A 24,155-nucleotide genomic window follows, 5' to 3' on the forward strand; every position below is an offset into this window, starting at 1 on the left:
ACCCTCTCGGGCTTTCCTCCGGGCGCTTCCTTCGTTCTTGCGTTTCCGACTCTATCAGATCTTTCCGATCCGATTTCCTCGGTGCTTTCCGGTCCGAATTTCGCTTTCGCTTTTCGGCCCTTCCGGCGGGGTCAAACACTACCAGGCTTTTTCGCTCCCCCCGACCACTCCGTCTGCGAGCACGCAGAGGTGTAGACCACTGGGGTTAGGATCTGGCTTGATAGGTGCTGCCGACCCACGACTCAAAGCCGCGTTGGGGTCAAGCAGGAGTACGACAGTACATCCCACCGTCACTTGAGGCAAATCGTTTCCGGGTAGTCCCTAGGTCCGCCAACTGGTACGTCTCGTGCGGAACTGGGACTTCTTATGACTTACGCTTCTGAACAGTACGCCGTCCAGGACAGGTAGTGACGGCGCCACACAATCTCCGCCCCTGGGAGGCTTCCCATGACATCCGTGACGTCGCCACTCGCTGGACGCGCCATTGGTCTCGCCGCAGTACCCGACCCCGTCTTCTCCGGTGCGATGGTCGGTCCCGGCACCGCCATCGACCCCGTGCGTGAGCCCTCCGCGGCCGTCTCGCCCGTCGACGGTGTTGTCGTCTCGCTCCACCCGCACGCGTTCGTCGTCGTCGACGACCAGGGTCACGGGGTGCTCACCCACCTCGGGATCGACACCGTTCAGCTCAACGGCGAGGGCTTCGAGCTCCTCGTGAACAAGGGCGACACCGTGACCCGCGGACAGGAAGTCGTCCGCTGGGACCCGGCCGCGGTCGAGGCCGCCGGCAAGTCCCCCATTTGTCCCATCGTGGCCCTGGAGGCCACCGCGGACTCCCTCTCCTCTGTCGTCGAGGAAGGCGAAGTGAAGGCCGGCGACGCGCTCTTCGGCTGGAACTGACCGCCGGCTCGTCCCTGTGACGCGTCCGCGTACGACATTCAACGCGGCGGCCCTGGCCGCCGCTCTATCGGAGACGGGTGAGATGGAGACAACGCTGCGAGGCGTCGGTGTCAGCCACGGAGTGGCGATCGGCGAGGTCCGGCACATGGGCACGGCGGTTCTGGAGCCGCCGGCCAAGCAGATTCCAGCCGATGAGGCGGAGCGCGAACAGGGGCGCGCCCGTCAGGCTGTGGAGGCTGTTGCTGCCGACCTGAATGCACGCGGCAATCTGGCCGGCGGCGAGGCGCAGGCCGTGCTCGAGGCCCAGGCGATGATCGCCCAGGACCCGGAGCTCATGGCCGACGTCGACCGCCGGATCGTGGTCGGCAGCACGGCCGAGCGCGGTATCTACGACGCGTTCTCGCACTACCGGGAGCTCCTCGCGGGCGCCGGTGAGTACATGGCCGGCCGTGTGGCCGACCTGGACGACGTCCGGAACCGGATCGTGGCGCGCCTGCTCGGCGTGCCGATGCCCGGTGTGCCGGACAGCGACGAGCCGTACGTGCTGATCGCGCGGGATCTTGCCCCCGCCGACACGGCGCTGCTCGACCCGGCTCTGGTGCTCGGCTTCGTGACCGAGGAGGGCGGCCCGACCAGCCACAGCGCGATCCTCGCGCGGGCGCTGGGCGTGCCGGCCGTGGTCGCGCTGCCGGGTGCGGGTGAGCTGGCCGAGGGCACGGTCGTCGCGGTGGACGGTTCCACCGGTGAGATCTTCGTGGACCCGAGCGAGGAGAAGAAGGCGGAGCTGACGAAGGCCGCCGAGGCCCGCAAGGCCGCGCTCTCCGCGTCCAGCGGTCCCGGTGCCACCTCGGACGGGCACAAGGTGCCGCTGCTGGCGAACGTGGGCGGTCCCGCCGACGTGCCCGCGGCGGTCGAGGCCGGTGCCGAGGGCGTCGGTCTGTTCCGTACGGAGTTCCTCTTCCTCGACGACAGCAAGCACGCGCCGTCGGAGGAGAAGCAGATCGAGGCGTACCGCAAGGTGCTCGAGGCGTTCCCCGAGGGCCGTGTGGTCGTGCGGGTGCTCGACGCCGGTGCGGACAAGCCGCTGGAGTTCCTGACTCCGGCGGACGAGCCGAACCCGGCGCTGGGCGTGCGCGGTCTGCGGACGCTGCTGGACCACCCGGACGTGCTCCGGACCCAGCTGACGGCGCTGGCGAAGGCGGCCGAGGGCCTGCCGGTGTACCTCGAGGTCATGGCGCCGATGGTGGCCGACCGTACGGACGCGAAGGCGTTCGCCGACGCGTGCCGTGAGGCGGGGCTGCGGGCGAAGTTCGGCGCGATGGTGGAGATCCCGTCCGCCGCGCTGCGGGCTCGCTCGATCCTGCAGGAGGTCGAGTTCCTGTCGCTGGGCACGAACGACCTCGCGCAGTACACCTTCGCCGCCGACCGTCAGGTCGGTGCGGTCTCCCGGCTGCAGGACCCGTGGCAGCCGGCGCTGCTCGACCTGGTGGCGCTGTCCGCCGAGGCGGCCAAGGCCGAGGGCAAGAGCTGTGGTGTCTGTGGTGAGGCGGCGTCGGATCCGCTGCTGGCCTGTGTGCTGACGGGGCTCGGTGTGACCTCCCTGTCGATGGGTGCGGCGTCGATCCCGTATGTGCGGGCGACGCTGGCGAAGTACACGCTCGCGCAGTGCGAGCGCGCGGCGGCCGCGGCGCGTGCCGCGGACACCGCGCACGACGCGCGGATGGCCGCGCAGGCGGTGCTGTCCGGGGAGTGATCCCCGGCCTGCCGTCGTAGGTCGTCGACGAAGGGGCTTCCCGTCACTCAGGTGGCGGGGAGCCCCTTCGTCGTTTCAGTGGGGGTGGGTGTCGTCGTCGGGGGTGAGGGGGAATCCGGCGCGGTACTCGACGTCGGGTTCCGGGGAGATCGGTTCGCCCGTGCGGGCGTCGGTGCAGTAGGCGTCGAAGACCTCGGCCTCGGTGAGGGGGTGGAGGCGGCCCTGGTGGAGGCGCCAGCCGTGGAGGCGGGCGGGGGCGTCGGGGGCGTGGGTGCGCAGGACGAGGCCGCCGGGGGTGCCGAGGGCGATGCCGGTGGCGAGGACGGTGACGAACTCGGCGCCTTCGGAGCTGTCGAGCCGGGTGGGGCCGGTGGTGTCGCGGGTGGTGTGGAGGACGGCGAGGAGCTGTTCGTCTCCGGCGGGGACGCTGCAGACGAGGTGGTGGGTGCCGGGTCCCGCGGTGTCGAGGAGGCGTACGAGGAGGTGGGAGGCGCGTTCGAAGGAGGCGTGGCCGATGTCCTTGCCGCAGTCGGCGCAGGTGCCGGCGTCGGTGAGGAGCATCGTCGCGTACTCCCAGGTGGCCCGGCGCACGGCCGTGTCGACGAGGACGGGGACGAGGGTGGCGAGGGGTTGGCCCGTGTAGGTGAGGCGGGCGCCGGTCGCGGCGCGCTCGGCGGTGTAGCGGCCGCGGCTGGCGGGGTGGTCGGGGTCGAGGCCGGTGTCGGCGCAGTAGTCGGCGAACTCCTCGGGGTCGAAGAGGGCGAGGGTGGTGGGTCCGCCTTCGGCGGCGAGGGTGCGCAGGAGCTCCTCGACGTGGGCGAGGTAGCGGGTGTGGTCGTCGAAGGCGAAGGTCTCGTACTGCCGCATGGTGGTGAAGTCCTCCTCGTCGGCGAGGAGGGCGACGGTGCTGGGGACTTCGCTGCGCAGGGCGCGGCGCAGGGTCTCCGTGGTGTGGTGGTGGGTCATGGCTCCCCCTGGGCTCTGTCGATCAGTGCTCACTCACCGTAACCGTGGGCACTGACAGTGACGACTGGGCCGGGGGTGTGACGCGGTCGCGGATCACGCGGTGCTGGGCGGCGCCTGCTCCGACCAGGGCGAGGCCGAGGAGGGGCCAGGCGAGGGGGCCGGCCGACATGACGCCGGTGACGAGCAGGGGGCCGGCGAAGCGCTGGGTGGACTGGGCGAGTCCGTGGACGCCGAGGTAGGCACCCTGGGCGTCGGCGGGGGCGAGGGCGACGGAGAGTTCCCAGGAGGCGATCGCGTGGATGATCTCGGCGAACGTGAGGGCGACGACCGCGACCGCCAGGGCTGTGATGGCGAGGGTGCGTCCGCCGGCCGCGGAGGCGGCGAGGGCGAGGGTGCCGACGACGAAGAGTCCCGACAGGGGAATGAGGAGGCCGCGGGCCTTCCAGGTGGTCGCGCCGAAGCGGGAGAGGGGCACCTGGAAGAGGACGACGAGGACGGTGTTGAGGACCAGGAGCAGCGGGGCGAGGCCCACGGGGGCGGCGGTGGCGTGGACGATCCAGAGGGGTACGGCGACCTGGAGGATCGTGTCGTCGAGGAAGAGGGCCGCCTCGGTGGCCGTGTAGGCGAGGAAGGTGCGGTCGCGCCAGGGGCTGGTGGGCCGGTCCTTGGGGGTGTCGTCCGAGGTGGCGACGGTGCGGGACGGGGCGGGGGGTTCGGCGCAGCGCAGGGTGAGCACGGCGATGACCAGGTAGGTGAGGACGTTGCCGACGAGGAGGACTCCGTAGGCGCGGGGGCTGCCGGTGGCGAGGGCGGCCGCGGCGCCGAGTCCGCCGATGGACCAGCCGATGTTGACGGTGGTGCGCTGGATGGCCTGGTAGCGGACGCGGTCGGAGCCCGCGAGGCGGGCCGCGTAGAGCTTGATGAGGACGCTGCCGGCGCGGTCGGGGAGGGCGCCGAGGGCGGAGAAGAGGGTGAGCAGGAGGAAGTTGTCGGTGGTGAGGAGGGCGAGGAGGGCGGCGCCGCGCATGAGCTGGGCGCCGACGATGACGCGGACGAGGGGGAAGCGGTCGGCGAGGCGGCCCGCGAGGGGGGCGCCGGCGATGCCGACGCCGCCGGAGACGGTCATGAGGAGGCCCACCTGGCCGAGGCCGAGGCCGGAGACGTAGGTGAAGTAGAGCGCGGTGCAGCCCGCCCAGAGGCCGGTTCCGGTCTTGTCGATGATGCCGACCAGGAGCATGCGGCGGCCGTCGCGGCCTCCGGGTATGCGGTCGAGCGCGGCGCGGTGCCGGGTCGTGCGGTTCACTCGGTTCCCCCTTGACGCGAGTTATGTATTGATACATAGTTATGTACGTGGCAACACAATATTCGATCACAGGGACCACAGCCAAGGGGATCGCCTCGTCCGTCGAGCGCGGGGTGACCGAGGGGGAGCTCGCGCCGGGCGACGCGCTGCCACCCGTACGGCGGCTCGCCGACGAGCTGGGTGTCAGTCCGGGCACGGTCGCGACGGCGTACAAGGAGCTGCGGCAGCGCGGCCTCGTGGTCACCCGAGGCCGCGGCGGCACGGTGGTCGCCGAGGCCCCCTCCGTCGCGTCCCGGCGTCCGCCGCGGGTGCCCGAGGGCCTCGTGGACCTGGCCGGCGGGCATCCCGACCCCGCGTTCCTGCCGGTGCTCAGGCCCCCGGCCGAGGTCCGGCCGGTGTACGGCTCGCACCGCGCGGCGCCCCGGCTCGCGGTCCTGGAGGAGGCGACCCGCGCGTGGTTCGCCCGGGACGGCGTACCGGCGGAGCGGGTGACCTTCGCCCACGGCGCCCTCGACTGCGTGGCCCGGCTGCTCGCCACGGAGCTGCGGCCCGGGGACGCGGTGGCCGTCGAGGACCCCGGGTTCCACCATCTCCTCGACCTCGTGCCGGCGCTGGGGCTGCGGATGGTGCCGGTCGCCGTGGACCGTGCCGGGCTGACGCCCGACGCCCTGCGGGCCGCGCTGCGCGCCGGGGTGCGGGCCGTGCTGTGCAGTCCGCGCGGCCAGTCCCCCACCGGGGCGTGCTTCACGCCGGAGCGACGGGACGAACTCGCCTCGCTCCTCAGGGAGTTCCCCGAGGTGCTGGTGGTCGAGGACGACCACAACGCGGAGATCTCGGGTGTCGCCGCGGTCTCCCTGGCGACGGCCGGCCTGGAGCGCTGGGCGCAGGTGCGGACGGTGTCCAAGCACCTGGGCATCGACCTGCGCTGGGCCGGGGTGGCCGGCGATCCGGTGACGCTCGCCCGGCACGACGGCCGGATGCTCATGACGTCCGGCTGGGTCAGCCACGTCCTTCAGGAGACGGTCGCCGGGCTGATCACCGATCCCGGGGTCGCCCGGCTCGTCGCGGCCGGCGAAGCCGCGTACACCGAGCGGCGGCGGGCCCTGGTCGACGCCCTCGGTTCGTACGGCATCCGGTCGACCGGGCCCAGCGGTCTGAGCGTGTGGGTGCCGGTGCGGGACGAGTCGGCCGTGGTGAACGGGCTGCGGACGCAGGGCTGGTGGGTGGCGGCCGGTGCCCGCTTCCGGATCGCGGCCCCCACCGGCGTGCGGATCACGACCGCGACGCTGCTCCCGGCCGACGCGCCGCGGCTCGCCGCGGACTTCGCCGCGGTGCTCGGCGACGCGCAGGCCACGTACGGGGGATGACGAGGACGAGGGAAGGGCCCCGCGCGGGTGCGCGGGGCCCTTCCCTCGTCCTACGCGCCGGTGCGGGTGCGGGCCAGCTCCTCGTAGAAGCGCAGCAGGTCGAGGTTGTCGACCGAACCGGCGTTGACGGCCCGCTCCATCGGGGTGCCCTGGAGGAGGCGCTTGACCGGGACCTCGATCCGCTTGCCGGTGAGGGTGTGCGGGACGCCGGGGACCTCGATGATCTCGTCGGGCACGTGGCGCGGGGAGAGTTCGGCGCGGATGGTGCTCTTGATCCGGCCGATGAGCTCCTCGTCGAGCGTGGCGCCCTCGGCGAGGTGGACGAAGAGCGGCATCCAGTAGCCGCCGTCCGGCTCCTCCAGGCCGATGACGAGGGACTCCCTGATCTCCGGGAGGCGTTCGACGGCCTCGTAGATATCGGCGCTCCCCATCCGCACGCCCTGACGGTTCAGGGTCGAGTCGGAGCGACCGTGGATGACGACCGAGCCGTGGTCGGTGATCGTGATCCAGTCGCCGTGGCGCCACACCCCGGGGAACATCTCGAAGTAGCTGTCGCGGTAGCGACTGCCGTCCGGGTCGTTCCAGAAGCGGATCGGCATCGACGGCATGGGGTTGGCGACGACCAGTTCGCCGACCTCGCCGACGAGCGGCTTGCCCGAGGGGTCCCAGGACTGGAGGTCGGTGCCGAGGCCGGCGGCCTGGAGCTCCCCGATGTGGACCGGGAGGGTGGGCACGGCGCCCGCGAAGCAGGAGCAGACGTCGGTGCCGCCGCTGACGGAGGCGATCCACAGGTCCGCGCGGACCTCGTCGTGGAGCCAGCGGAAGCCGTCGGGGGGCAGCGGGGAACCCGTGGTGGCCACGCACTTCACGCGGGACAGGTCGAAGTCGCGGCCCGGGTGGACGTCGGCCTTGGCGCAGGCCATCACGTACGCGGCGGAGGTGCCGTACAGGGTGGCGCCGGTGCGCTCGGCGACGCGCCACTGGGCGCCGGTGTCCGGGTAGCCGGGGCTCCCGTCGTACAGGACGACGGTGGTACCCGTGAGGAGGCCGGAGACGAGGAAGTTCCACATCATCCAGCCGGTGGAGGTGTACCAGAAGAACACGTCCTCCGGGCCGAGGTCGCAGTGCAGCCCCAGCTGCTTGACGTGCTCGACGAGGATGCCGCCCTGGGACTGCACGATCGCCTTGGGCAGGCCGGTGGTGCCCGAGGAGTACAGCACCCACAGGGGGTGGGAGAACGGGACCTGCTCGAACTCGGGCTCGGTGTCGGCGGCGGTGAGCTCGGCCCAGGCCAGGGCGCCCTCGGGGGCGGGGGTGCCGAGCAGCGGGATGTGGACGACCGCGCGGAGCGAGGGCAGTTCGGCGCGCAGCTCGCGCACGGTGTCGCGGCGGTCGTGCTCCTTGCCGCCGTAGCGGTAGCCGTCGACGGTGAACAGGACGACGGGCTCGACCTGCTGGAAGCGGTCCAGGACGCTGCGGGCGCCGAAGTCGGGGGCGCAGGAGGTCCAGACGGCGCCGACGGCGGCGGTCGCGAGGAGGGCGACGACGGACTCGGGGATGTTCGGCAGGTAGCCGCTGATCCGGTCGCCGGGGCGGACGCCGAGGCGGCGGAGTTCGGCGGCCAGCGAGCCGACCTGGCGGCGGAGTTCGGCCCAGGTCACCGGCACGGGGTCATGTGTCTCGTCCACATGGAGCAGCGCGGTGTCGTGGGGGCGCTCCTCGGCGGCGCGCAGCGCGTGCTCGGCGTAGTTGAGGGTGGCCCCCGGGAACCAGTCGGCGCCGGGCATGTCACGGCTGCCGAGGACCCGCTCGTACGGGGTCGAGAAGCGGAGGTCGAACCACTCGGCGACGGCGGCCCAGAAGGTCTCCAGCTCGTCGACGGACCAGCGGTGCAGGGCCGGGTAGCCGCCCTCGGCGGGTGCGCCGTGGCGCTCCGCGGCCCAGGCTTGGAAGCGGGTGACGGCGGCCGCGGCGACGCGGTCCTCGTCAGGATGCCAAAGCGGCTCGGTCTGCGCTGATGTCATGCTGTGGCTCCCTGGCTGTACGCGGGGTCTGCGTGTGTCCCGCGCACGTGCTGGGGTGTGCGCGTGACGCGGCTGACAGGGACGATGCCATGTGAGGGGCGATCGCACCAGGGTTCCCCGCCCATGGTCGGGCAGCTGAATATGTGCTCCCACCACGGGTGAACGGCAGTTGAACGGAGCCGGTTCGGCGTGGTCCGGGTGGCAGGGTGAGCGTCATGGACGGTCGTGAGCTGGTGCGCTCGGTGAAGGTGCTGGGTTCGGTGCGGGGAATGAGGGCGGCGCGGGCGGCGTGGCGGCAGCGCCGCACCGACGCGAGGGCGCTGCCGCCGAGGGGGGCGGAGCGGGCCCGGGTGCCCGGTCCGATGGGTGAGGTGGAGCCGCTGCCGGGCGGGGGGATCGTCCGTTTCGCCCGCTCCGAGCTGCGGATCTCGGTGTCGGCGGGCGGCACCGTCTTCTGGGGCTGGGACGGGGCGGCGCCGCTCCCCTCGTACGCGCTGGCCGGCGAGCCGCCCGAGCCCGATCCGCGGGCCGTCCTGGAGCCGGACACCGACGGCGGCTGGCGGGTGGTGTCGGAGCGGGTGACCGTGGCGGTCTCCCGGCACGGCGCGGTGGAGGTGCGTACCCCGGGTGGCGTGGTGCTGCGCCGGGACCTGCCGCCGCGCTGGTGGGAGCCGGTGGGCGGCGGGCCGGCGCGCTGGGTGCAGCGCAGCGAGGTGGCCGCGGACGCGCGGTTCTTCGGCCTCGGCGGACGGGCGGCCGGGCCGCGGCTGCGGGACGGCTCGTACCGTCTGTGGAACACCGATCCGGGCGGCGGCTTCTCCCCCGGTGACGATCCGCTGTACATCACCATGCCGGTGCAGCTGGTGGTGGCGGACGCGGGGACGCATCTGGTCTTCCACGACGACTCCTGGGACGGGCGGGTACTGCTCGCGGAGGGCGAGGAGGGCGCCGGGTCCGGGCACGACCGTCCGGGGACGAGCGAGGTCCGGATGGACGGCGGGCCGCTGCGGTGCTGGGTGGTGGTCGGCACGCCCGCGCGGGTGCTGCACGGCTGGGCGGCGCTGACCGGGGCGCCGGCGCTGCCGCCGTCCTGGGCGCTCGGGCCGCAGCACGCCCGTTGGGGCTTCGGCAGCGAGCGGGAGGTGCGGCGGGTGGTGGACGGCTACCGGGACCGGGGGCTGCCGCTGTCCGTGCTGCATCTGGACATCGACCACTACGACGGGCACCGCGTGTTCACCGTGGACCGGGAGCGGTTCCCGGACCTGCCCGGGCTCGCGAAGGAGCTGCGGGAGCGCGGGGTGCGGCTGGTGTCGATCGTGGATCCGGCGGTGAAGGCGGAGCCGGGCGACCCGGTGTACGACGGCGGGCGGGCCGCCGGGGCGTTCGTGCGGGACGACCGGGGCGAGGAGGTGCGCGGCGTGGTGTGGCCGGGTGAGTGCGCCTACCCGGACTTCACCGATCCGCGGGCGCGGACGTGGTGGGGCGGGCTGTACGAGGAGCGGCTGCGGCAGGGCTTCTCCGGGGTGTGGCACGACATGAACGAGCCGGTGTCCTTCGCCCCGTTCGGCGAGCGGACGCTGCCCCGTTCGGCCCGGCACGGTCTGGAGGGCCGCGGCGGGGACCATCGCGAGGCGCACAACGTGTACGGGCTGACGATGGCCCGGGCGGGGTACGAGGGGCTGCGCCTCCTGCGGCCCGAGGAGCGGCCCTTCCTGTTCTCGCGCTCGGGGTGGGCGGGGATGCAGCGGTACGGGGGGACCTGGTCGGGCGACGTGTCGTCGGGGTGGCCGGGGCTGCGGGCCTCGCTGGCGCTGGTGCTGGGGCTCGGCCTGTGCGGGGTGCCGTACTCGGGGCCCGACGTGGGCGGCTTCGACGGGAGCCCGTCGCCGGAGCTGTTCCTGCGCTGGTACCAGCTGGGGGCGTGGCTGCCGCTGTTCCGTACCCACGCGGCGATCGACGCGGGGCGGCGCGAGCCGTGGGAGTTCGGCGCGGAGGTACTGGAGCACGCGCGGGCGGCGCTCGTCGAACGGGAGCGGATGCGCCCGTACTTCGTGACGCTGTCCCGGCTCGCGCGGCTGACGGGCGCGCCGTACGTGCGCCCCGTCTGGTGGGGCACCCCGGAGGACCGGGCCCTGCGGGACTGCGAGGACGCCTTCCTGCTCGGCGACTCCCTGCTGGTCGCCCCGGTGCTGTCGCGGGGCGCGGACCGGCGTGCCGTACGGCTGCCGCGCGGGCGCTGGTACGACACGGCGACGGGGCGCGCGTACGACGGCCCCGGGCAGGTCCTGCTGGACGCCCCGCTGTCCCGGGTGCCGGTGCTCGCCCGGGCGGGTGCGGTGATCCCGGTGCGGGACGAGCGGGGCGAACTGTCTCTGGAGGTGTGGGCTCCCGTCGCGGGCCGCACCGGGGGCGGCCTCGTGGTACGCGACAACGGCGACGGCTGGGAGCCCGCGGAGGTCGAGCGGTACCAGTCGCGTCTGGTGGACGGGCGCGTCGTGGTGGAGCGGGTGACGGAGCGGGGTCCGGAGGAGGCGGGGCTGCCGGTGCGGGTGCGGGGGCTGGAGGGCTGAGCAGGTCGGATCCGATGTCCCGAACGGTCTCGCCCGCCCCTACGCGTACGTCCCCGCGAAGAAGTTCCGTACCGCCTCCGTGTGCAGCGGGAAGGCGAGCTCCTCGGCGGCGTGGATCACGTGGTGTCCGGTCGTCTCGTCGGTCGGGATCGAGGGGGGCAGGTCGGCGGCCGGGCGGGGCGGGAGGAGGCCGAGGACGAGGAGGTGTCCGTCCGGGGAGCTGAGGGCGTCGGCGAGGCGGACGTCCGTGGCGGCGGCCCGGATGCCGGTCTCCTCGCGCAGTTCGCGGACGACGGCCTCGCGCCAGTCCTCGCCGAAGTCGACGAATCCGCCGGGCAGGGCGACCCGGCCGGCCTGCGGCTCGATGGTGCGGGTGATGACGACGAGCCCGGTGCCGTGCGGGCCGGTCACGGGGAGCAGGGCGATGGCGACGGGCAGCGGGTTGCGGTAGGCGGTGGCACCGCAGGCGGCGCAGGTCCGGGGCCAGGTGACGCCGGCCGGGTAGCGGGCGCCGCAGCCGGAGCAGTGGGAGTGCGCGGAGGAGTCGGTCACGGGGCGACCGTATGCGATCTCCCTTTCCCGGCGCTGCCGTTACTGGTAGACGGTTGCCATGACTCGACTGACTGGACTCGCCTCCGCTCTCCGTGCCCTCGGTGTCCTGGCCGCCGCCGGTCTGCTCGCCGCCACCGCGGGCGTGCCGCCGGCCCGTGCCGTGCCGGAGCCCAAGGCGCCGAAGGAGTTCGTGGCGCTCGACCGGGTGGATCCGACGATCGTCCAGGAGATGCGCTACACCACGGAGCACGATTTCGTGGGCGAGCGGGTCGACGGCTACCGGCAGCCCGTGTGCATCCTGACGCGGCCGGCCGCGGAGGCCCTGCACCGCGCGCAGGTGCGGCTGCTCGCCCGGGGCTACACGCTGAAGGTGTACGACTGCTACCGGCCGCAGCGGGCCGTGGACCACTTCGTGCGCTGGGCGAAGGACCTGGCCGACGAGCGGATGAAGAAGGAGTTCTATCCGCTGGTCGACAAGTCGCGGCTGTTCGCGGACGGTTACATCGCCGAGAAGTCCGGGCACAGCAGGGGTTCGACGGTGGATCTGACGATCGTGCGCCTGCCGGCCGTGCCGACCCGGCCGTACGTGCCGGGCGAACCGCAGGTGGAGTGCTTCCGGCCGCGGGCGGAGCGCTTCCCGGACAACTCGGTGGACATGGGGACGGGTTTCGACTGTTTCGACACCTTGTCCCACACCGACGATCCCAGGATCACCGGAGTGCAGCGCGCCAACCGGGACCTGCTCCGGGGCGCGCTGGCTGAGCAGGGGTTCGTGAACCTGCCGGAGGAATGGTGGCACTACACCTTCAAGCCGGAGCCGTTCCCGGCCACCTTCTTCGACTTCCCCGTGGCGCGGCGGTCGGTGGCGGGCCACTGACGTCTTCCGTCGCCCGTCGGCCCGTGCCACACTTCTGACGCATCGTCAGATAGCGGGAGGGGCCCGTACATGGCACGGACGCGCAGGCCGGTGGTGGCCGGCTGGTTCACCGACGACGCGGAGGGGTCCGTACCGGGCGGGGGGTTCCGGCTGCTCGGGACCCGCTGCACGGCCTGCGCCTCGGTGTTCTTCCCCCGGGAGGACGACGCCTGCCGCAATCCCGGCTGCCCCGGCGGCGGCGAGCTGACGGAGACGCCGCTCTCCCGGCGGGGCCGGATCTGGTCGTTCACGGACGGCCGCTACCGGCCCCCGGCCCCGTACGTCTCGGACCCGGACGCGCCCTGGGAGCCGTACACCCTGGTCGCGGTGGAGCTCGCGGCCGAGGCCATGGTCGTCCTCGGCCAGGCGGCGCCGGGCGTGCGCACGGCCGATCTCGCGATCGGGGACGAGATGGAACTCGTCCCCGGAGTCCTCAACGAGGACGACGAGCACGTCTGGACCACCTGGCACTGGCGACCGGTCGCCGCGCGGACCGCGAACGGGGACGGCAACGGGGACGGGGACGGGGACGCGGACAGGGACAGGCACGGGCACGGGCACGGGGATCAGGAGGGGGCGGCGTGAACGACATCGCGGTGCTCGGCGCCGGCATGCATCCGTGGGGCAAATGGGGGCGCGGCTTCGTCGGCTACGGGACGGCCGCCGCCCGCGCCGCGCTCGCCGACGCCGGCGTGCGGTGGCAGGACGTCGGCTCCATCGTCGGGGCCAACACCATGCGCTCCGGCTACCCGGGTTACGTGGCGGGGGCCACCTTCGCCCAGGCCCTCGGCTGGCAGGGGGCGCGGGTGACCAGCGTCTACGCGGCCTGCGCCTCGGGGGCGCAGGCCGTGAGCACCGCCCGGTCGCAGATCCTCGGCGGCCTCGCGGACGTGGTCCTCGTGGTGGGCGCGGACGCGGCGCCCAAGGGCTTCTTCGCCCCGGCGGGCGGGGAGCGGCCCGACGACCCCGACTGGCTGCGGTTCCGGGTGCTCGGCGCGACCAATCCGGCGTACTTCGCGCTCTACGCCCGGCGCAGGATGGCCCTGTACGGGGACACTCCCGAGGACTTCGCGCAGGTCAAGGTGAAGAACGCGGCGGCCGGTGCGCTCAATCCGCTGGCCCGCTACCGCAAGCCGGTGAGCGCGGCCGAGGTGGCCGCCTCCGCGGTGGTCGCCGATCCGCTGCGGCTGCTCGACATCTGCGCGACCTCCGACGGGGGCGCGGCGCTGGTGCTGTCGAGCATGGAGTTCGCCCGGCGCCACGGGCACCCGGATCCGGTCCGCATCCGCGCGGTGTCCACGGTGACCCCGACCTATCCGAAGGCGGTCCTCGACCTGCCCGACATCGCGACCGACTCGGCCGCCGTGGTCGCCCCCGCCCCGCACTCCTTCCGCGCGTCGATCGCCAAGGCGGCGTACGAGGAGGCGGGGATCGGTCCCGAGGACCTGTCGCTGGCGGAGGTGTACGACCTGTCCACGGCCCTGGAGCTGGAGTGGTACGAGGACATCGGCCTGTGCGGGGCGGGCGAGGGCGCCAAGCTGCTCCGGGACGGGGTGACCGCGCTCGGCGGGCGCGTCCCGGTCAACACGAGCGGTGGCCTCGCCTCCTTCGGCGAGGCGGTGCCGGCCCAGGCCATCGCGCAGGTCTGCGAGCTGACCTGGCAGCTGCGGGGCACGGCGGGAGCCCGGCAGGTGCCGGGGGCGCGCACCGGGATCACCGCCAACCAGGGCCTGTTCGGCCATGGTTCGGCGGTGGTGGCGGTGCGCTGAGCCCTGGGGAGGTCCGGGGAATCCCGGAACCCGGGGAGCCGGGAGCTGGGAGCCGGGAAGCCGGAACCCAGGGACCCGGGACCCGGGACCCGGGAGCCGGGGAGCCGGGAAACCGGAACCCTGGAACCCGGGACCCGGGACCCGGGAGCCGGAACCCGGGACCCGGGAGCCGGAACCCGGAAGCCCCGGGCGCCCTGCTCCCCGGCTCCCGACCCCGCCCTAACTGGTGACCGTGGCCTGGCCCCGGTCCGCCAGGACCAGGGCGTGTTCGACGACGGCGACCAGGACGTTCTTGACGGACTCCCGGTCGCGGGCGTCGCACATCAGCAGTTCGACCTCGGGGTCGAGGTCGAGCGCGCCGCGGACGCTCTCGGCCGGGAAACGGCGGGAGCCCTCGAAGCAGTTGACGGCGACCGTGAAGGGGATGCCGCGCCGCTCGAAGTAGTCGATGGCGGCGAAGCTGTCCTCAAGGCGGCGGGTGTCGGCGAGGACGACCGCGCCGAGGGCACCCTGCGCCAGCTCGTCCCACAGGAACCAGAAGCGGTCCTGGCCGGGTGTGCCGAAGAGGTAGAGGACCAGGTCCTCGCGCAGCGTGATCCGGCCGAAGTCCATGGCGACGGTGGTGGTCGACTTGGTCTCGACGCCGTGCAGGTCGTCCACGGGCCGGCCGGCCTCGCTGAGGATCTCCTCCGTCCGCAGCGGCCGGATCTCGCTGACCGCGCCGACCAGCGTGGTCTTGCCGACTCCGAAACCGCCGGCGACGAGAATCTTCAGCGTGACCGGTTCGACCGGCGGCTGCTTGCGGCTAGAGCGCCCGAAGGCCATTGATCACCTCGCGAAGGATGCTCACGTCCGGCAGCTCGGCCGGCGGAACGGGGCGGGTCACATGGACGAGCTCGTCGTCGACGAGATCGCCGACGAGGACCCGTACCACCCCGACGGGGAGGTCGAGTCCGGCGGCGAGCTCGGCGATCGACTGCGGCTGCTCGAAGCAGCGTTCGACGATCTCCACGTGCTCGGGGGACAGCGTCTGGTCGCGGCCGGGGTCGTCGGCGGCCGGTTCGGGCACCACCACCGCGATCAGGTCGAGGCGGTGGCGGGTGGCGGCGCTCGTCCGGCCACGGGTCATGGCGTACGGGCGGACCACGGGGCCCGCGTCGGCGTCGAACCAGTGGCCGGGCGCGTCCTCGTGGGACTGCTCTGCGTCACTCATGCCGTCCCCCTCCGCCTCATCCGCCGTTGGGCAGCCCGGTACGGGGCGCCGTCGCGAGGTGCGCGCCGACCCGCTTGACCATCAGGGTCATCTCGTACGCGACCTGGCCGACGTCCGAGTCGGCGTCGGCGAGCACGGCGAGGCAGCTGCCGTCGCCGGCGGCGGTGACGAAGAGGAAGGCGTCCTCCAGCTCGACGACGGTCTGCCGGACCCTGCCCGCCTCGAAGTGGCGGCCGACGCCCTTGGCGAGGCTGTGGAAGCCGGAGGCGACGGCGGCGAGGTGCTCGCCGTCCTCGCGGGAGAGGTCCTGCGAGGCGCCGGTGGGCAGGCCGTCGCTGGAGAGCACCAGGGCCTTGCGGATGGAGCCGACGCGCTGGACCAGTTCGTCGAGGAGCCAGTTCAGCTCCCCGTTGCCGTGGGCGGAGCTGTGCGTTGCTGCGGCGTTCGGTGCGGTCATCGACCGTCCCCCTCGGGTGTCGTTCCTGGTGCTGTCGTTTCGGCGTTGTGCCGTCGTCCGCGCTGCCAGCCGCGCTGCATGGAGGCCATGCGGCTGCGCACCTCCTCGGCGTCGCGCTCGAAGGAGTCGGTCTCGTCGGCGGAGGCCGTCGCGGCCGGCTGGTCCTCGGCGCGCCCGCCGCCCTCGCGCAGCTGCGGCGCGAGGCTGGCCTGGCGGACCCGGCGGGGCAGCCCGCCGAACGGAGTGGGCCCTTCCTGCGGTACGGGGACGAGCGTGGGTCCGCTGCCGTGCGGCGGTACGGGCGCGGGGTGCGGCACGCGGGCCAGCTCCATCGTGTCACCGTCCTCCGGGGCGCTCGGGGCGGGATGGGCGCGGCCCGGCTCGTCGAGGCGTCGGCCGCGGTCGACGACCAGGGTCGGCTGGCGGCGCCGGGGCAGCCGCACCGGGTCGGCGGCCGGCTCGTCGTCCGCGCGGGAGCCGCCGGAGCGGCCGCCGGTCTGGTCCGGGGCCTGCTGGTGCTGGTCGCCGCGGCGGCGGTGCTCGCGGGCCCGGAACAGGCCGCCGCGCTCGCTGTCGGCGTCCAGGAGGTCGGCCGCGCCGCCCAGCAGGTCGTCGAAGCCGTCGGCGCCGAGCGGGGCCTCCAGTTCGACGGGGCCGTCGATCAGCGGGACGGCGGGTTCGAGGGCCGGGTCGGGCACCTTGGTGAGGACCGGGCGGCGGACGGGCAGCCCCGCCACGCCCTCGGCGCCGTCGCGGTCCGTGCTCTTGCGGTCGAGGCGGAAGCCCGCGCCCTGGGTCTCGGGGGCGTCGGTGAGCAGCGCCGCCGGGATGAAGACGACCGCGGTGGTCCCTCCGTACGGGGAGGGCTGGAGCGACACGCGCACGTTCTGGCGCTGGGCGAGCCGGCTGACGACGAAGAGGCCGAGCCGGTCGGTGTCGGAGAGTTCGAAGTCGGGGGTCTCGGCGAGGCGCAGGTTGGCGTCGAGGAGGGCGTCGGGGGTCATGCCGAGGCCGCGGTCGTGGATCTCCAGGGTGAAGCCGTTGGCGACCCGCTCGCCGAGTACCTGCACGGCGGTGTGCGGGGGCGAGAACACCGTGGCGTTCTCCAGGAGTTCCGCGATGAGGTGGGTGAGGTCGGCGACGGCCGGGCCGCCGACGCCGAGCCGGGGAAGCCGGCGGACCTCGATGCGCTCGTAGTCCTCGACCTCGGCGACGGCGGCGCGGACGACGTCCATGAGCTGGACGGGCTTGCGCCACTGGCGGGAGGGCGCGGCGCCGGAGAGGATCACCAGGCCCTCGGCGTGCCGGCGCATGCGCGTGGTCATGTGGTCGAGCCGGAAGAGGTCGGCGAGCTCCTCGGTGTCCTCGGTGCGGCGCTCCATGGTGTCGAGGAGGGTGAGCTGACGGTGCAGCAGGACCTGGTTGCGGCGGGCGAGGTTGACGAACACCTCGGAGACGCCGCGGCGCATGTCGGCCTGCTTCACGGCGGCCTCGACGGCGGCGCGCTGGAGGGTGTTGAGGGCCTGGCCGACCTGGCCGACCTCGTCGTCGTCGTACCGCAGGTGGGGTACCTCGGTCTCGACGTCGACGTGCTCGCCGGCGGCGAGGCGGCGCATGACGCTGGGCAGGCGCACGCCGGAGACCTCCTGGGCCTCCTTGCGCAGCCGGCGCAGGTCGCGGACGAGTTCGCGGCCGATGCGGACGGAGACGACGACGGAGACCAGCAGGGCGACGAAGCCGAGGACGCCGGCGACGCCCGCCTTGAGGAGCACGCTGTACGCGGCGGGCTGGACGCGGTCCTGGTAGCGGTCGCCCGCGGCGGTGTTCTCGGCGGCGAGGTCGTCGAGGACCGAGGTGGCCTGCTCGGACCAGGCCTCCGGGGTGACGGCGCGGGGGCGGTCGGTGGGGCCGGCGGTGATGACCGCCTCCTCCGCCTTGCGCAGCGGGGCGGTCTCGGGGCTGCGCCAGTACTTCTCGAAGCGCTCGCGCTCGCTGCCGGGCAGCACTTCGAGGTTGAACTCGTAGAGGACTTCGCGGGCGGCGACGAGGTCGGAGATCGCGCGGATCTCCTCGGCCGTGACCCGCTCGGCTATCAGGGCGGAGAGGACCAGCGCGTCCTCGCGGGACAGGACCTCGCGGGCCCGGACCACACCGACGAGGGCGCGGCCCTGCTTGTCCATCTCCACGTTCTCCAGGGCATGGAGGGTGAGGAGGAAGCTGTAGCAGGGGTCGACGAGCCGGTTGTAGAAGTCGAGGGCCTGGAGGCGTCCGATGTCGCGGTTCTCGACGGAGCGGCGCAGCGAGGAGAGGCCGTCGAGGGCGTCGAGGAGCGAGGCGAGGCGCTGGGCGGTGACCGGGTTCATCTCGGCGCGGACGCCGGAGTCGGCGGCGTTGCGGCGGATGAGGGTGATCTGCCGGTCGGTGGCCTCGCGTTGCTCGCGCAGCTTGGTCAGCGCGTCGGAGGCGCGGGGGTCGGCCAGGTAGACGAGGGACTGGCGGCGTTCCTTCTGGATGACACGGACGGTGTCCTCCAGCGGGTAGCCGACCTTGTCGACGATGTAGCCGACGTCGAGGAGCTGGCGGGCCTCACGGCCGGTGAGGACCGTGGAGAAACCCCACAGTCCGGTGAGGGAGACGAGCGGCACCAGCAGCAACGCCACGATCTTCCTGCGGATGGACTTCCCGCGAAAGCGCATGGCCTCCCCCACCTCGGCCTCCGCGGCCACGGAGGTCACTCACGTCGTCACGCCCGGCGTCAACACGCGGCGTCAACCTTCAGTTTCAACAAACGGCGGCGCGAGCCTACTACTGCATCACAGCCATCTCGAAGACGCGTCCGGGCGATTTTCAGCCTGCCGAGTGAGTGTTGATCATGAGATGTCCCGGTATTCGGGGAGTTGGGTTCCGGCAGTGTGGCGTAGGACACCTGACAGGACGCCACATTCCCGGCCCGAACAGATGGCTGGAATTGCCCGTTCCGGTCTTCGGGTCGGCAAGTTGAAGGGGACCCCGGCGAAACCTTTACCCTCCCGCGTACGTCATTCTGTACGGGGTGGGTTGTGTCCGCGTAAAGCGGCTCAAGACGGGCAGCCACCCTGAAGACGTCGGTGGTGGGGAGTGACAGCGCTATGGAACACGAGGCGCGGCCGGTTCGGCAGCTGTGGGTGGAGGACAAGAGGGGGCGCGGGCGGATGCCCGACCCCGTGCGGACGGCCGCCGTCCGCGCGGTGATGCTGACCTCGGTGACGCTGATCCAGGCGATGGTGGCCTTCTTCTGTTCGGTCACCGGATCCTGGCTCGCCTTCCCGGTCACGGTCACCACGGTGATCAGCACCGTGGCGGCGACCTGGAGCGTGCTCGACGTGTGGATCACACGTCAGGTGTGGCGCCAGCGCAACGGGGTCGTGTCGGAGCCGAGCAGCACGGCACGGCAGCGGCGCGGCGAGCAGCCGGCGGAACGGCTGTCCGAAGCGGCCTGACATACGGACATACGGACGTACGGACGCGAATGCCGAGTGGCCCGGCCCCCGTGGGGGTCGGGCCACTCGGCATTCGCGCGCTCGGCTCGGTGCTCGCCGGCCCGCGCGCCCGGCTACCCCGCCGTGGCGGGCGCCGGAGCGTCGGGCGTGCGGCGGAACATGCGGGTCGCGGTGATCTCGCCGTGGATCGCCTCGCCCTCCGCGCTCGGCTGCGGCAGCCCGGGGCGCAGGTGCTCCTCCACGCTGATGTACTTCAGGCCCGCGCGCAGGTCCGCGTCGTTGCGCAGCCGGATGACCAGCGGGAACTCGGCGAGCGCGGTCGTGTCGAACAGACCGGTCGTGTACAGCAGCTGGACGCCCAGCGCGTCCGACACGGCCCGCTGGAGCTCCAGCAGGTACGTGGCGTTGGCGCGGCCGATCGGGTTGTCGAGGAAGAGCGTGCCCGCGTGGCGGTGCTTGTCGCGGCCCCGGTCGTTGGAGCGCAGCGCGGCCATCGTGCAGTACAGGGCGATGGCGGCGGTGAGCAGCTGACCGCCGGAGAACACGTCTCCCATCTGGCCGACGGGGACGCGCTCGGCCCGCAGCACCGCGTCCGGCTTGAGGATCTCGACCGCGATGCCGCGCGGTTCGAGGGCGGCGTGGACACCGCGCAGCAGCAGCGACATGCCGTCCCGGCGCAGGTCCGAGTTCTTGCGGACGGCGGCGCGGGTCGCCTCGTCGACGACCTCGCCGAGGCGCTCGGTGAGCGTGGCCTGGTCGGGCTCCTCGAAGCGGATCCGCAGGAACTCCTGGCCGGACCACTCCCCCAGCCCCTCGGGCAGGCGGGAGAGCCGCTGGGCCGAACGCAGGGTGGTCAGCGAGGACTCGACGAGGCCGCGCAGCCGGTCCACGATCGAGTCGCGGTTGCGCTCCAGCTGCTCCAGCTCGTCGGTCAGCACCCGAAGCCGGGGCGCGAACGCCTCGGCCCACTTCGCGGCGTGCTCCGGCAGCGCGGCGGCGGGCAGTTCGCGGATCTGCTGCCGGGCCGGGGTGCGCACCTGCTCGAAGCGGGTCGCGTTGGCATGCCGTACGAGGATGTCACCGGCCTCGCGGACGGCCGCGTCGGCGGCCGACAGGTCGGCGACGCAGCCGCGCAGCGAACGGCGGGCCTCCGCCGCCGAGTCGCGGGCCTCGGCCAGCGGACCCGGGTACGCCTCGGACTCCTCCTGCTCCTCCTCCGCGTGGTCGCGCAGCAGGTCGCGCAGGAGCGCGGCGGTCTCGTCGAAGCCGCCGGTCGCGTCCTCGGCGGCCCGGTGGGCCTGGAGCAGACCGGTGTGGGCGGCGCGGGCCGCCTCCAGGGCGTCGGTGCGGGCGGCCAGTTCGGTGGTGGCGGTGCGCAGCAGGCCCTGGGCGTGCTCCGCGTCGGCCGGGATCAGCTCCTCGGGCAGCCCGGTGTGCGCCTCGCCGTCCTCGGGGGCGAGGCGCTCGGACTCGCCGCGGAGCCGGCCCAGCTTCTCGCTCGCCTCGGAGGCACGGGTCTCCAGCTTCTGCACCAGGGCCTCGGCGCGGGCGGCGGCGGCCTGGCGGGACGGGCCGTCGGCGCCGTCGGTGGACTCCAGGAGCTGTTCGGCGCGGGTGCGGACCTTGTTGGTGAGGCGGTCGAGCTCGGCGAGGGCGGCGGACTCGTCGCTCTCGGCACGGGCCTGTTCGGCGCGCAGGTCGGCGCCGACGCCGACCTTCTCGTACACCTGGGAGGCGGCCCGGTACGCCTCGCGGAGGGTGGGGAGCGCGACGCGGGGCGCGTCGGCGTCCGCCTCCGGGACGATCTCCGGGGCGCCGGCGATCTCGGCGCGCTCGGCGCGCAGGGCGCGGGCGGTGCGGTGGGCGTCGTCGGCGGTGCGCTGGGCGGCGCGCCGGTCCTCGTCGGCGGCGCGGGCGCGCTCCAGGCAGGTCTGGGCGCGGGCCTCGGACTCGGTGGCGTCGTCGGCGAGTTCGCGCAGCTTGACCTGCCAGGCGGAGCGCTCGCGCAGCCGGTAGGCGAGGCCCGCGAGGGCGTCGGCGGCACGGCGGGCGCGCTGGGCGGCCTCCTGGCGCTCGTCGCGGACCCGGGCGGCGTCGGCGGCGGCCTCGTCGGCCTCCGCGCGGACCGTACGGGCCTCGGTGAGGACGCCGGCCGCGGTCTCGGCGGCGGTGCGCGCGGACGCGGCGACGGCCGCCAGCTCGGCGAGCATGCCGGGCGGGCAGTCGGCCCGCCAGGAGCCGATCCGGGCGGCCAGGGAGCGGTCGCCGGTGAGGCGGGCGGCCAGCGAGCGGATCTCCTCGTCGCGGGCGGTGGCGCGGCTGCGCAGCGCCTGTCGCTCCTCGTCGGCGGCGTGCTCGTCGTGCATGGCCGGGTTCGGCGGCACGAGGAAGACGTCCGTGTCCTGACCGGACGCGGGCGCCGGTACGGGGGCGAGCAGGGCGGCGGCGGTGCCGACGGCGACGGTGGAGCGGGGCAGCAGGGCGGCGCCGCTCAGGACCTCACGGGCGCGGCCGTACGAGACGGGGTCGGTGATCACGACGCCGTCGACGAGCTCGGGGCGGGCGGCGAGCACGGCGGCGTGGTCGGCCGGGTCGACGGCCTGGGCGAGGTAGCGCCAGCCGGGCAGGGCCGGGATGCCGTGCTCGCCGAGGAACTCGACGGTGGCGAGGACGTCGGGTCCGGGCGGCAGCAGGCCGCCGTCGCCGAGGGCACCGAGGATCCGGTTGTCGTCGGCCGCGGCGGTGCGCAGGTCGAAGAGCTGGCGTTCGGCGGAGCCGATGGACCGGTCGAGCAGGGCGCGCAGTTCGTCGGCGTTGCGGTCGAAGTCGGTGACGGTGAGCCCGCCGCCGTCGGGCGCCGCGCCGAGGCCGAAGGCGGCGCCGGGGACGGCTCCGGGAGTGTGCGCGTCGGGGCCGGGGGCGTCGCTCGCGCGCTGGCCGGGGAGCGGGGAGCCGGTGCTGTGGCCCGTGCCGGGGCCGGTTCCGGTGCCAGTGCCGGTGCCGGTGTTCTGGCCCGTGCTCGGCAGGGAGAGGAGTTCGGCCAGGCGCGGGTCGGCGGCCAGGGACTCGGCGGCGCGGCGCTCGGCGTCGTAGGCGTTCTCGGCGGCCTCGGCCGCGTCGGAGGCGCGGGCGGCGGCGAGTTCGGCACGGGACTCGGCGGCGGCGGTCTCGCGGGCGCGCTCCGAGGCCGAGCGGGCGGCGTCGCGGGCGACGTCCCAGGCGGCGACCGTGGTCTTCTCGGCGTCGCTCGCCGCGAGGGCGGCGCGGGCCGGGTCGGCGTCGGGCGCGGAGTCGTCGAGCCAGCCGGCCCGTACCGCCTCGGCGGTCTCCTGCTCGACCTCGGCGAGGCGCTGGCGCAGGTGGCCGGCCTCGCTGCGGGCGCGCTGGGCCTCGGTGGCGGCGGCGGTCGCGTCGCGGTGGGCGGTCTCGCCGGCCTCCTGGAGGGCGGCGGACCGCTCCTCCTCCTCGGCGGCCTGCCGCTCCCCCTCCCCGGCGGCCGAGGCGAGGGCGCGGACCAGGTCGGCGGCGGCCTTGGCGCGGGCGGCGAGCGCCGGGGCGGCGTCGCGCTCGGCCTCGCGGATGGCGGCGGCCACCCGGGTCGAGCGGTCGCTCGCGGCGCGGTGCCGGAGCACGTTCTCGGCGGCCTGCCAGGCGGAGTGCAGGGTGCGGGCGTCGGTGAGCTCGCGGCGCTGGGACGCGGCGCCCTTCTCGGCGGCGGTCAGGGCCAGCGAGGCGTGCCGGTACGCGAGTTCGGCGGCGATGAGGGCGCTGCGGCCCCGGGTGTCCTCGGCCTCGGAGACGGCGTGGGCGGCGGAGGTGACCTGCTGGGCGAGCTCGGCGACCCGGCCGCGTTCCTGGGCGGCGCGGGCGGAGAGCCGGCGGGCCAGGGCGCGGGTGCGGCGCTCGGCCCCGGCGTGCACGTCACGCGCGCGGGCGCGGGTGTCGGCGGCCTCCACGATGCGGGTGAGCAGGTCGACGGAGCCGGCCGTGAAGTCGCGTTCGGCGGTGAGCTCGGCGCGGCGGCCCAGCTTGTTGCCGAAGCCGCCGACGAGGTCGGCGAGGCCGTCGGTGTCGCGGGTGTCGGTGACGGCGCGGAGCAGGAGGTCGGTGAAGTCGGAGTCCTTCTTGACCGCGAAGAGGCCGGCGGCCTCACCCTCGTCCGCGTTCATCTCCCGCTGGTAGCGGAAGAGTTCGGGGTCGAGGCCGAGGTCGCCGAGGTGCTCGTTCCAGCGGTCGTGGATCTCCTCCCAGGAGACCTCCAGGTGCGGATACGCCTTGCCCGCCTCGGTGATCGCGTCGCGGAAGCCCTTCATGGTGCGACGGCGGCCGGACGCGCCGGAGGCGCCCTCGACGGGCGGGCGCACGGAGGTCGCCTCGGCGACCGGGAGGTTGTCCAGGCTGAGCCCGGGACCGGGGCGGAAGGAGTACCAGGCCTCGGCGAACTTGCGCGGGTCGTTGGAGACCTGGCGGCCCCGCCACTCGCTGGCCTTGCCGACGACGACCAGTTCGCCGGTGAGGGTGTGCTGCCACTCCAGGGCGACGTGGCCGCAGTCGTCCGCGAGGAGGAACTTGCGCAGCACGCCGGAGCTGGCGCCGCCGAGGGTGTTGCGGTGGCCGGGGAGCATGACCGAGAAGATCAGCTTGAGGAGGACGGACTTGCCGCCGCCGTTCTCCAGGAAGAGGACGCCCGCCGGGGCGGGGCGGCGCGGCGGGCCGACCGGCTCCTCCTCGAAGAACTCCGCCTGGGCGGGGGCGGGGTGCGGCACGGGCGCGCCGACTCCACGCAGGTCCAGGACGGTGTCGGCGTAACGCGCACCGGCCGGACCGATGGAGTAGAGGCGGACCCGGGACAGCTCGTACATGCGGCGGACTCTCGTGCTTCTCGTACG

General features: G+C 74.0%; 16 protein-coding genes and 1 pseudogene. 8 read left to right on the forward strand and 9 right to left on the reverse strand.

Going from position 1 to position 24,155, the window contains the following annotated elements; genetic code table 11:
* Positions 1–447 precede the first annotated feature (447 nt).
* Both AB0Q96_RS34375 and ptsP read left to right on the forward strand, forming a co-directional pair.
* Positions 448–897, forward strand: coding sequence for a PTS glucose transporter subunit IIA (locus AB0Q96_RS34375; protein ID WP_365332449.1), 450 nt, complete (start codon positions 448–450; stop codon positions 895–897).
* Between the two features lie 82 nt (positions 898–979).
* A complete protein-coding gene (gene ptsP, locus AB0Q96_RS34380; RefSeq protein WP_365332452.1) occupies positions 980–2,650 on the forward strand; it encodes a phosphoenolpyruvate--protein phosphotransferase in 1,671 nt (556 codons plus the stop codon).
* Positions 2,651–2,725: 75 nt separating this feature from the next.
* Here the strand turns inward: ptsP and AB0Q96_RS34385 are convergent, their stop codons facing one another.
* Complete coding sequence (locus AB0Q96_RS34385) at positions 2,726–3,616, reverse strand: hypothetical protein (RefSeq protein ID WP_365332454.1); 891 nt, start codon at positions 3,614–3,616, stop codon at positions 2,726–2,728.
* 22 nt (positions 3,617–3,638) lie between these two features.
* Entirely contained in the window at positions 3,639–4,919 is a 1,281-nt protein-coding gene (locus AB0Q96_RS34390) for an MFS transporter (protein ID WP_365332456.1), read from the reverse strand.
* Between the two features lie 41 nt (positions 4,920–4,960).
* Here AB0Q96_RS34390 and AB0Q96_RS34395 point away from each other — a divergent pair, with 41 nt between their 5' ends.
* Positions 4,961–6,286: an aminotransferase class I/II-fold pyridoxal phosphate-dependent enzyme gene (locus AB0Q96_RS34395; protein WP_365332458.1), complete on the forward strand. Its 1,326-nt coding sequence runs from the start codon at positions 4,961–4,963 to the stop codon at positions 6,284–6,286.
* Between the two features lie 50 nt (positions 6,287–6,336).
* Here AB0Q96_RS34395 and AB0Q96_RS34400 read toward each other — a convergent pair whose 3' ends face one another.
* Complete coding sequence (locus tag AB0Q96_RS34400; protein WP_365332460.1) at positions 6,337–8,310, reverse strand: acetoacetate--CoA ligase; 1,974 nt, start codon at positions 8,308–8,310, stop codon at positions 6,337–6,339.
* A gap of 215 nt (positions 8,311–8,525) precedes the next feature.
* Here AB0Q96_RS34400 and AB0Q96_RS34405 point away from each other — a divergent pair, with 215 nt between their 5' ends.
* Positions 8,526–10,880, forward strand: coding sequence for a glycoside hydrolase family 31 protein (locus tag AB0Q96_RS34405; RefSeq protein WP_365332462.1), 2,355 nt, complete (start codon positions 8,526–8,528; stop codon positions 10,878–10,880).
* A gap of 39 nt (positions 10,881–10,919) precedes the next feature.
* On the opposite strand, the gene AB0Q96_RS34410 is transcribed toward AB0Q96_RS34405, so the two are convergent.
* Positions 10,920–11,432: an NUDIX domain-containing protein gene (locus AB0Q96_RS34410; RefSeq protein ID WP_365332464.1), complete on the reverse strand. Its 513-nt coding sequence runs from the start codon at positions 11,430–11,432 to the stop codon at positions 10,920–10,922.
* 67 nt (positions 11,433–11,499) lie between these two features.
* On the opposite strand from AB0Q96_RS34410, the gene AB0Q96_RS34415 reads away from it, so the two are divergent.
* The 3 genes and pseudogenes from AB0Q96_RS34415 (at position 11,500) to AB0Q96_RS34425 (ending at position 14,117) form a co-directional block, all read left to right on the forward strand.
* Positions 11,500–12,309, forward strand: coding sequence for a M15 family metallopeptidase (locus AB0Q96_RS34415; protein ID WP_365332590.1), 810 nt, complete (start codon positions 11,500–11,502; stop codon positions 12,307–12,309).
* Between the two features lie 69 nt (positions 12,310–12,378).
* Positions 12,379–12,831: pseudogene (locus tag AB0Q96_RS34420) on the forward strand (zinc ribbon domain-containing protein); the annotation flags it as partial.
* Between the two features lie 98 nt (positions 12,832–12,929).
* Positions 12,930–14,117: a lipid-transfer protein gene (locus AB0Q96_RS34425; protein WP_365332466.1), complete on the forward strand. Its 1,188-nt coding sequence runs from the start codon at positions 12,930–12,932 to the stop codon at positions 14,115–14,117.
* A gap of 219 nt (positions 14,118–14,336) precedes the next feature.
* Here AB0Q96_RS34425 and AB0Q96_RS34430 read toward each other — a convergent pair whose 3' ends face one another.
* Genes AB0Q96_RS34430 through AB0Q96_RS34445 form a run of 4 tightly spaced genes read right to left on the reverse strand, consistent with a single transcriptional unit; the run spans position 14,337 to position 18,483 of the window.
* Positions 14,337–14,942 carry an ATP/GTP-binding protein gene (locus AB0Q96_RS34430; protein WP_365332468.1) on the reverse strand — a complete coding sequence of 202 codons (606 nt, stop codon included), beginning with the start codon at positions 14,940–14,942 and terminating at the stop codon, positions 14,337–14,339.
* Entirely contained in the window at positions 14,923–15,330 is a 408-nt protein-coding gene (locus tag AB0Q96_RS34435) for a DUF742 domain-containing protein (RefSeq protein WP_365332470.1), read from the reverse strand. Before AB0Q96_RS34435 ends, AB0Q96_RS34430 begins: the two co-directional genes overlap by 20 nt.
* 16 nt (positions 15,331–15,346) lie before the next feature.
* Positions 15,347–15,787: a roadblock/LC7 domain-containing protein gene (locus AB0Q96_RS34440; protein ID WP_365332472.1), complete on the reverse strand. Its 441-nt coding sequence runs from the start codon at positions 15,785–15,787 to the stop codon at positions 15,347–15,349.
* The gene (locus tag AB0Q96_RS34445; protein ID WP_365332474.1) at positions 15,784–18,483 is read right to left on the reverse strand and encodes a nitrate- and nitrite sensing domain-containing protein; all 2,700 of its coding nucleotides are present in this window, start codon (positions 18,481–18,483) and stop codon (positions 15,784–15,786) included. The genes AB0Q96_RS34440 and AB0Q96_RS34445 overlap by 4 nt, the downstream gene beginning before the upstream one ends.
* 432 nt (positions 18,484–18,915) lie before the next feature.
* Between AB0Q96_RS34445 and AB0Q96_RS34450 the strand changes: the two genes are divergently transcribed.
* Positions 18,916–19,266, forward strand: a complete 351-nt coding sequence (locus AB0Q96_RS34450) for a hypothetical protein (RefSeq protein WP_365332476.1) — start codon at positions 18,916–18,918, stop codon at positions 19,264–19,266.
* Between the two features lie 113 nt (positions 19,267–19,379).
* On the opposite strand, the gene AB0Q96_RS34455 is transcribed toward AB0Q96_RS34450, so the two are convergent.
* Positions 19,380–24,128 carry a hypothetical protein gene (locus AB0Q96_RS34455; RefSeq protein ID WP_365332477.1) on the reverse strand — a complete coding sequence of 1,583 codons (4,749 nt, stop codon included), beginning with the start codon at positions 24,126–24,128 and terminating at the stop codon, positions 19,380–19,382.
* Between the last annotated feature and the right edge of the window lie 27 nt (positions 24,129–24,155).

Origin of the sequence: Streptomyces sp. NPDC093111 (genome assembly GCF_040683955.1) — a bacterium.
Taxonomy (GTDB): domain Bacteria; phylum Actinomycetota; class Actinomycetes; order Streptomycetales; family Streptomycetaceae; genus Streptomyces.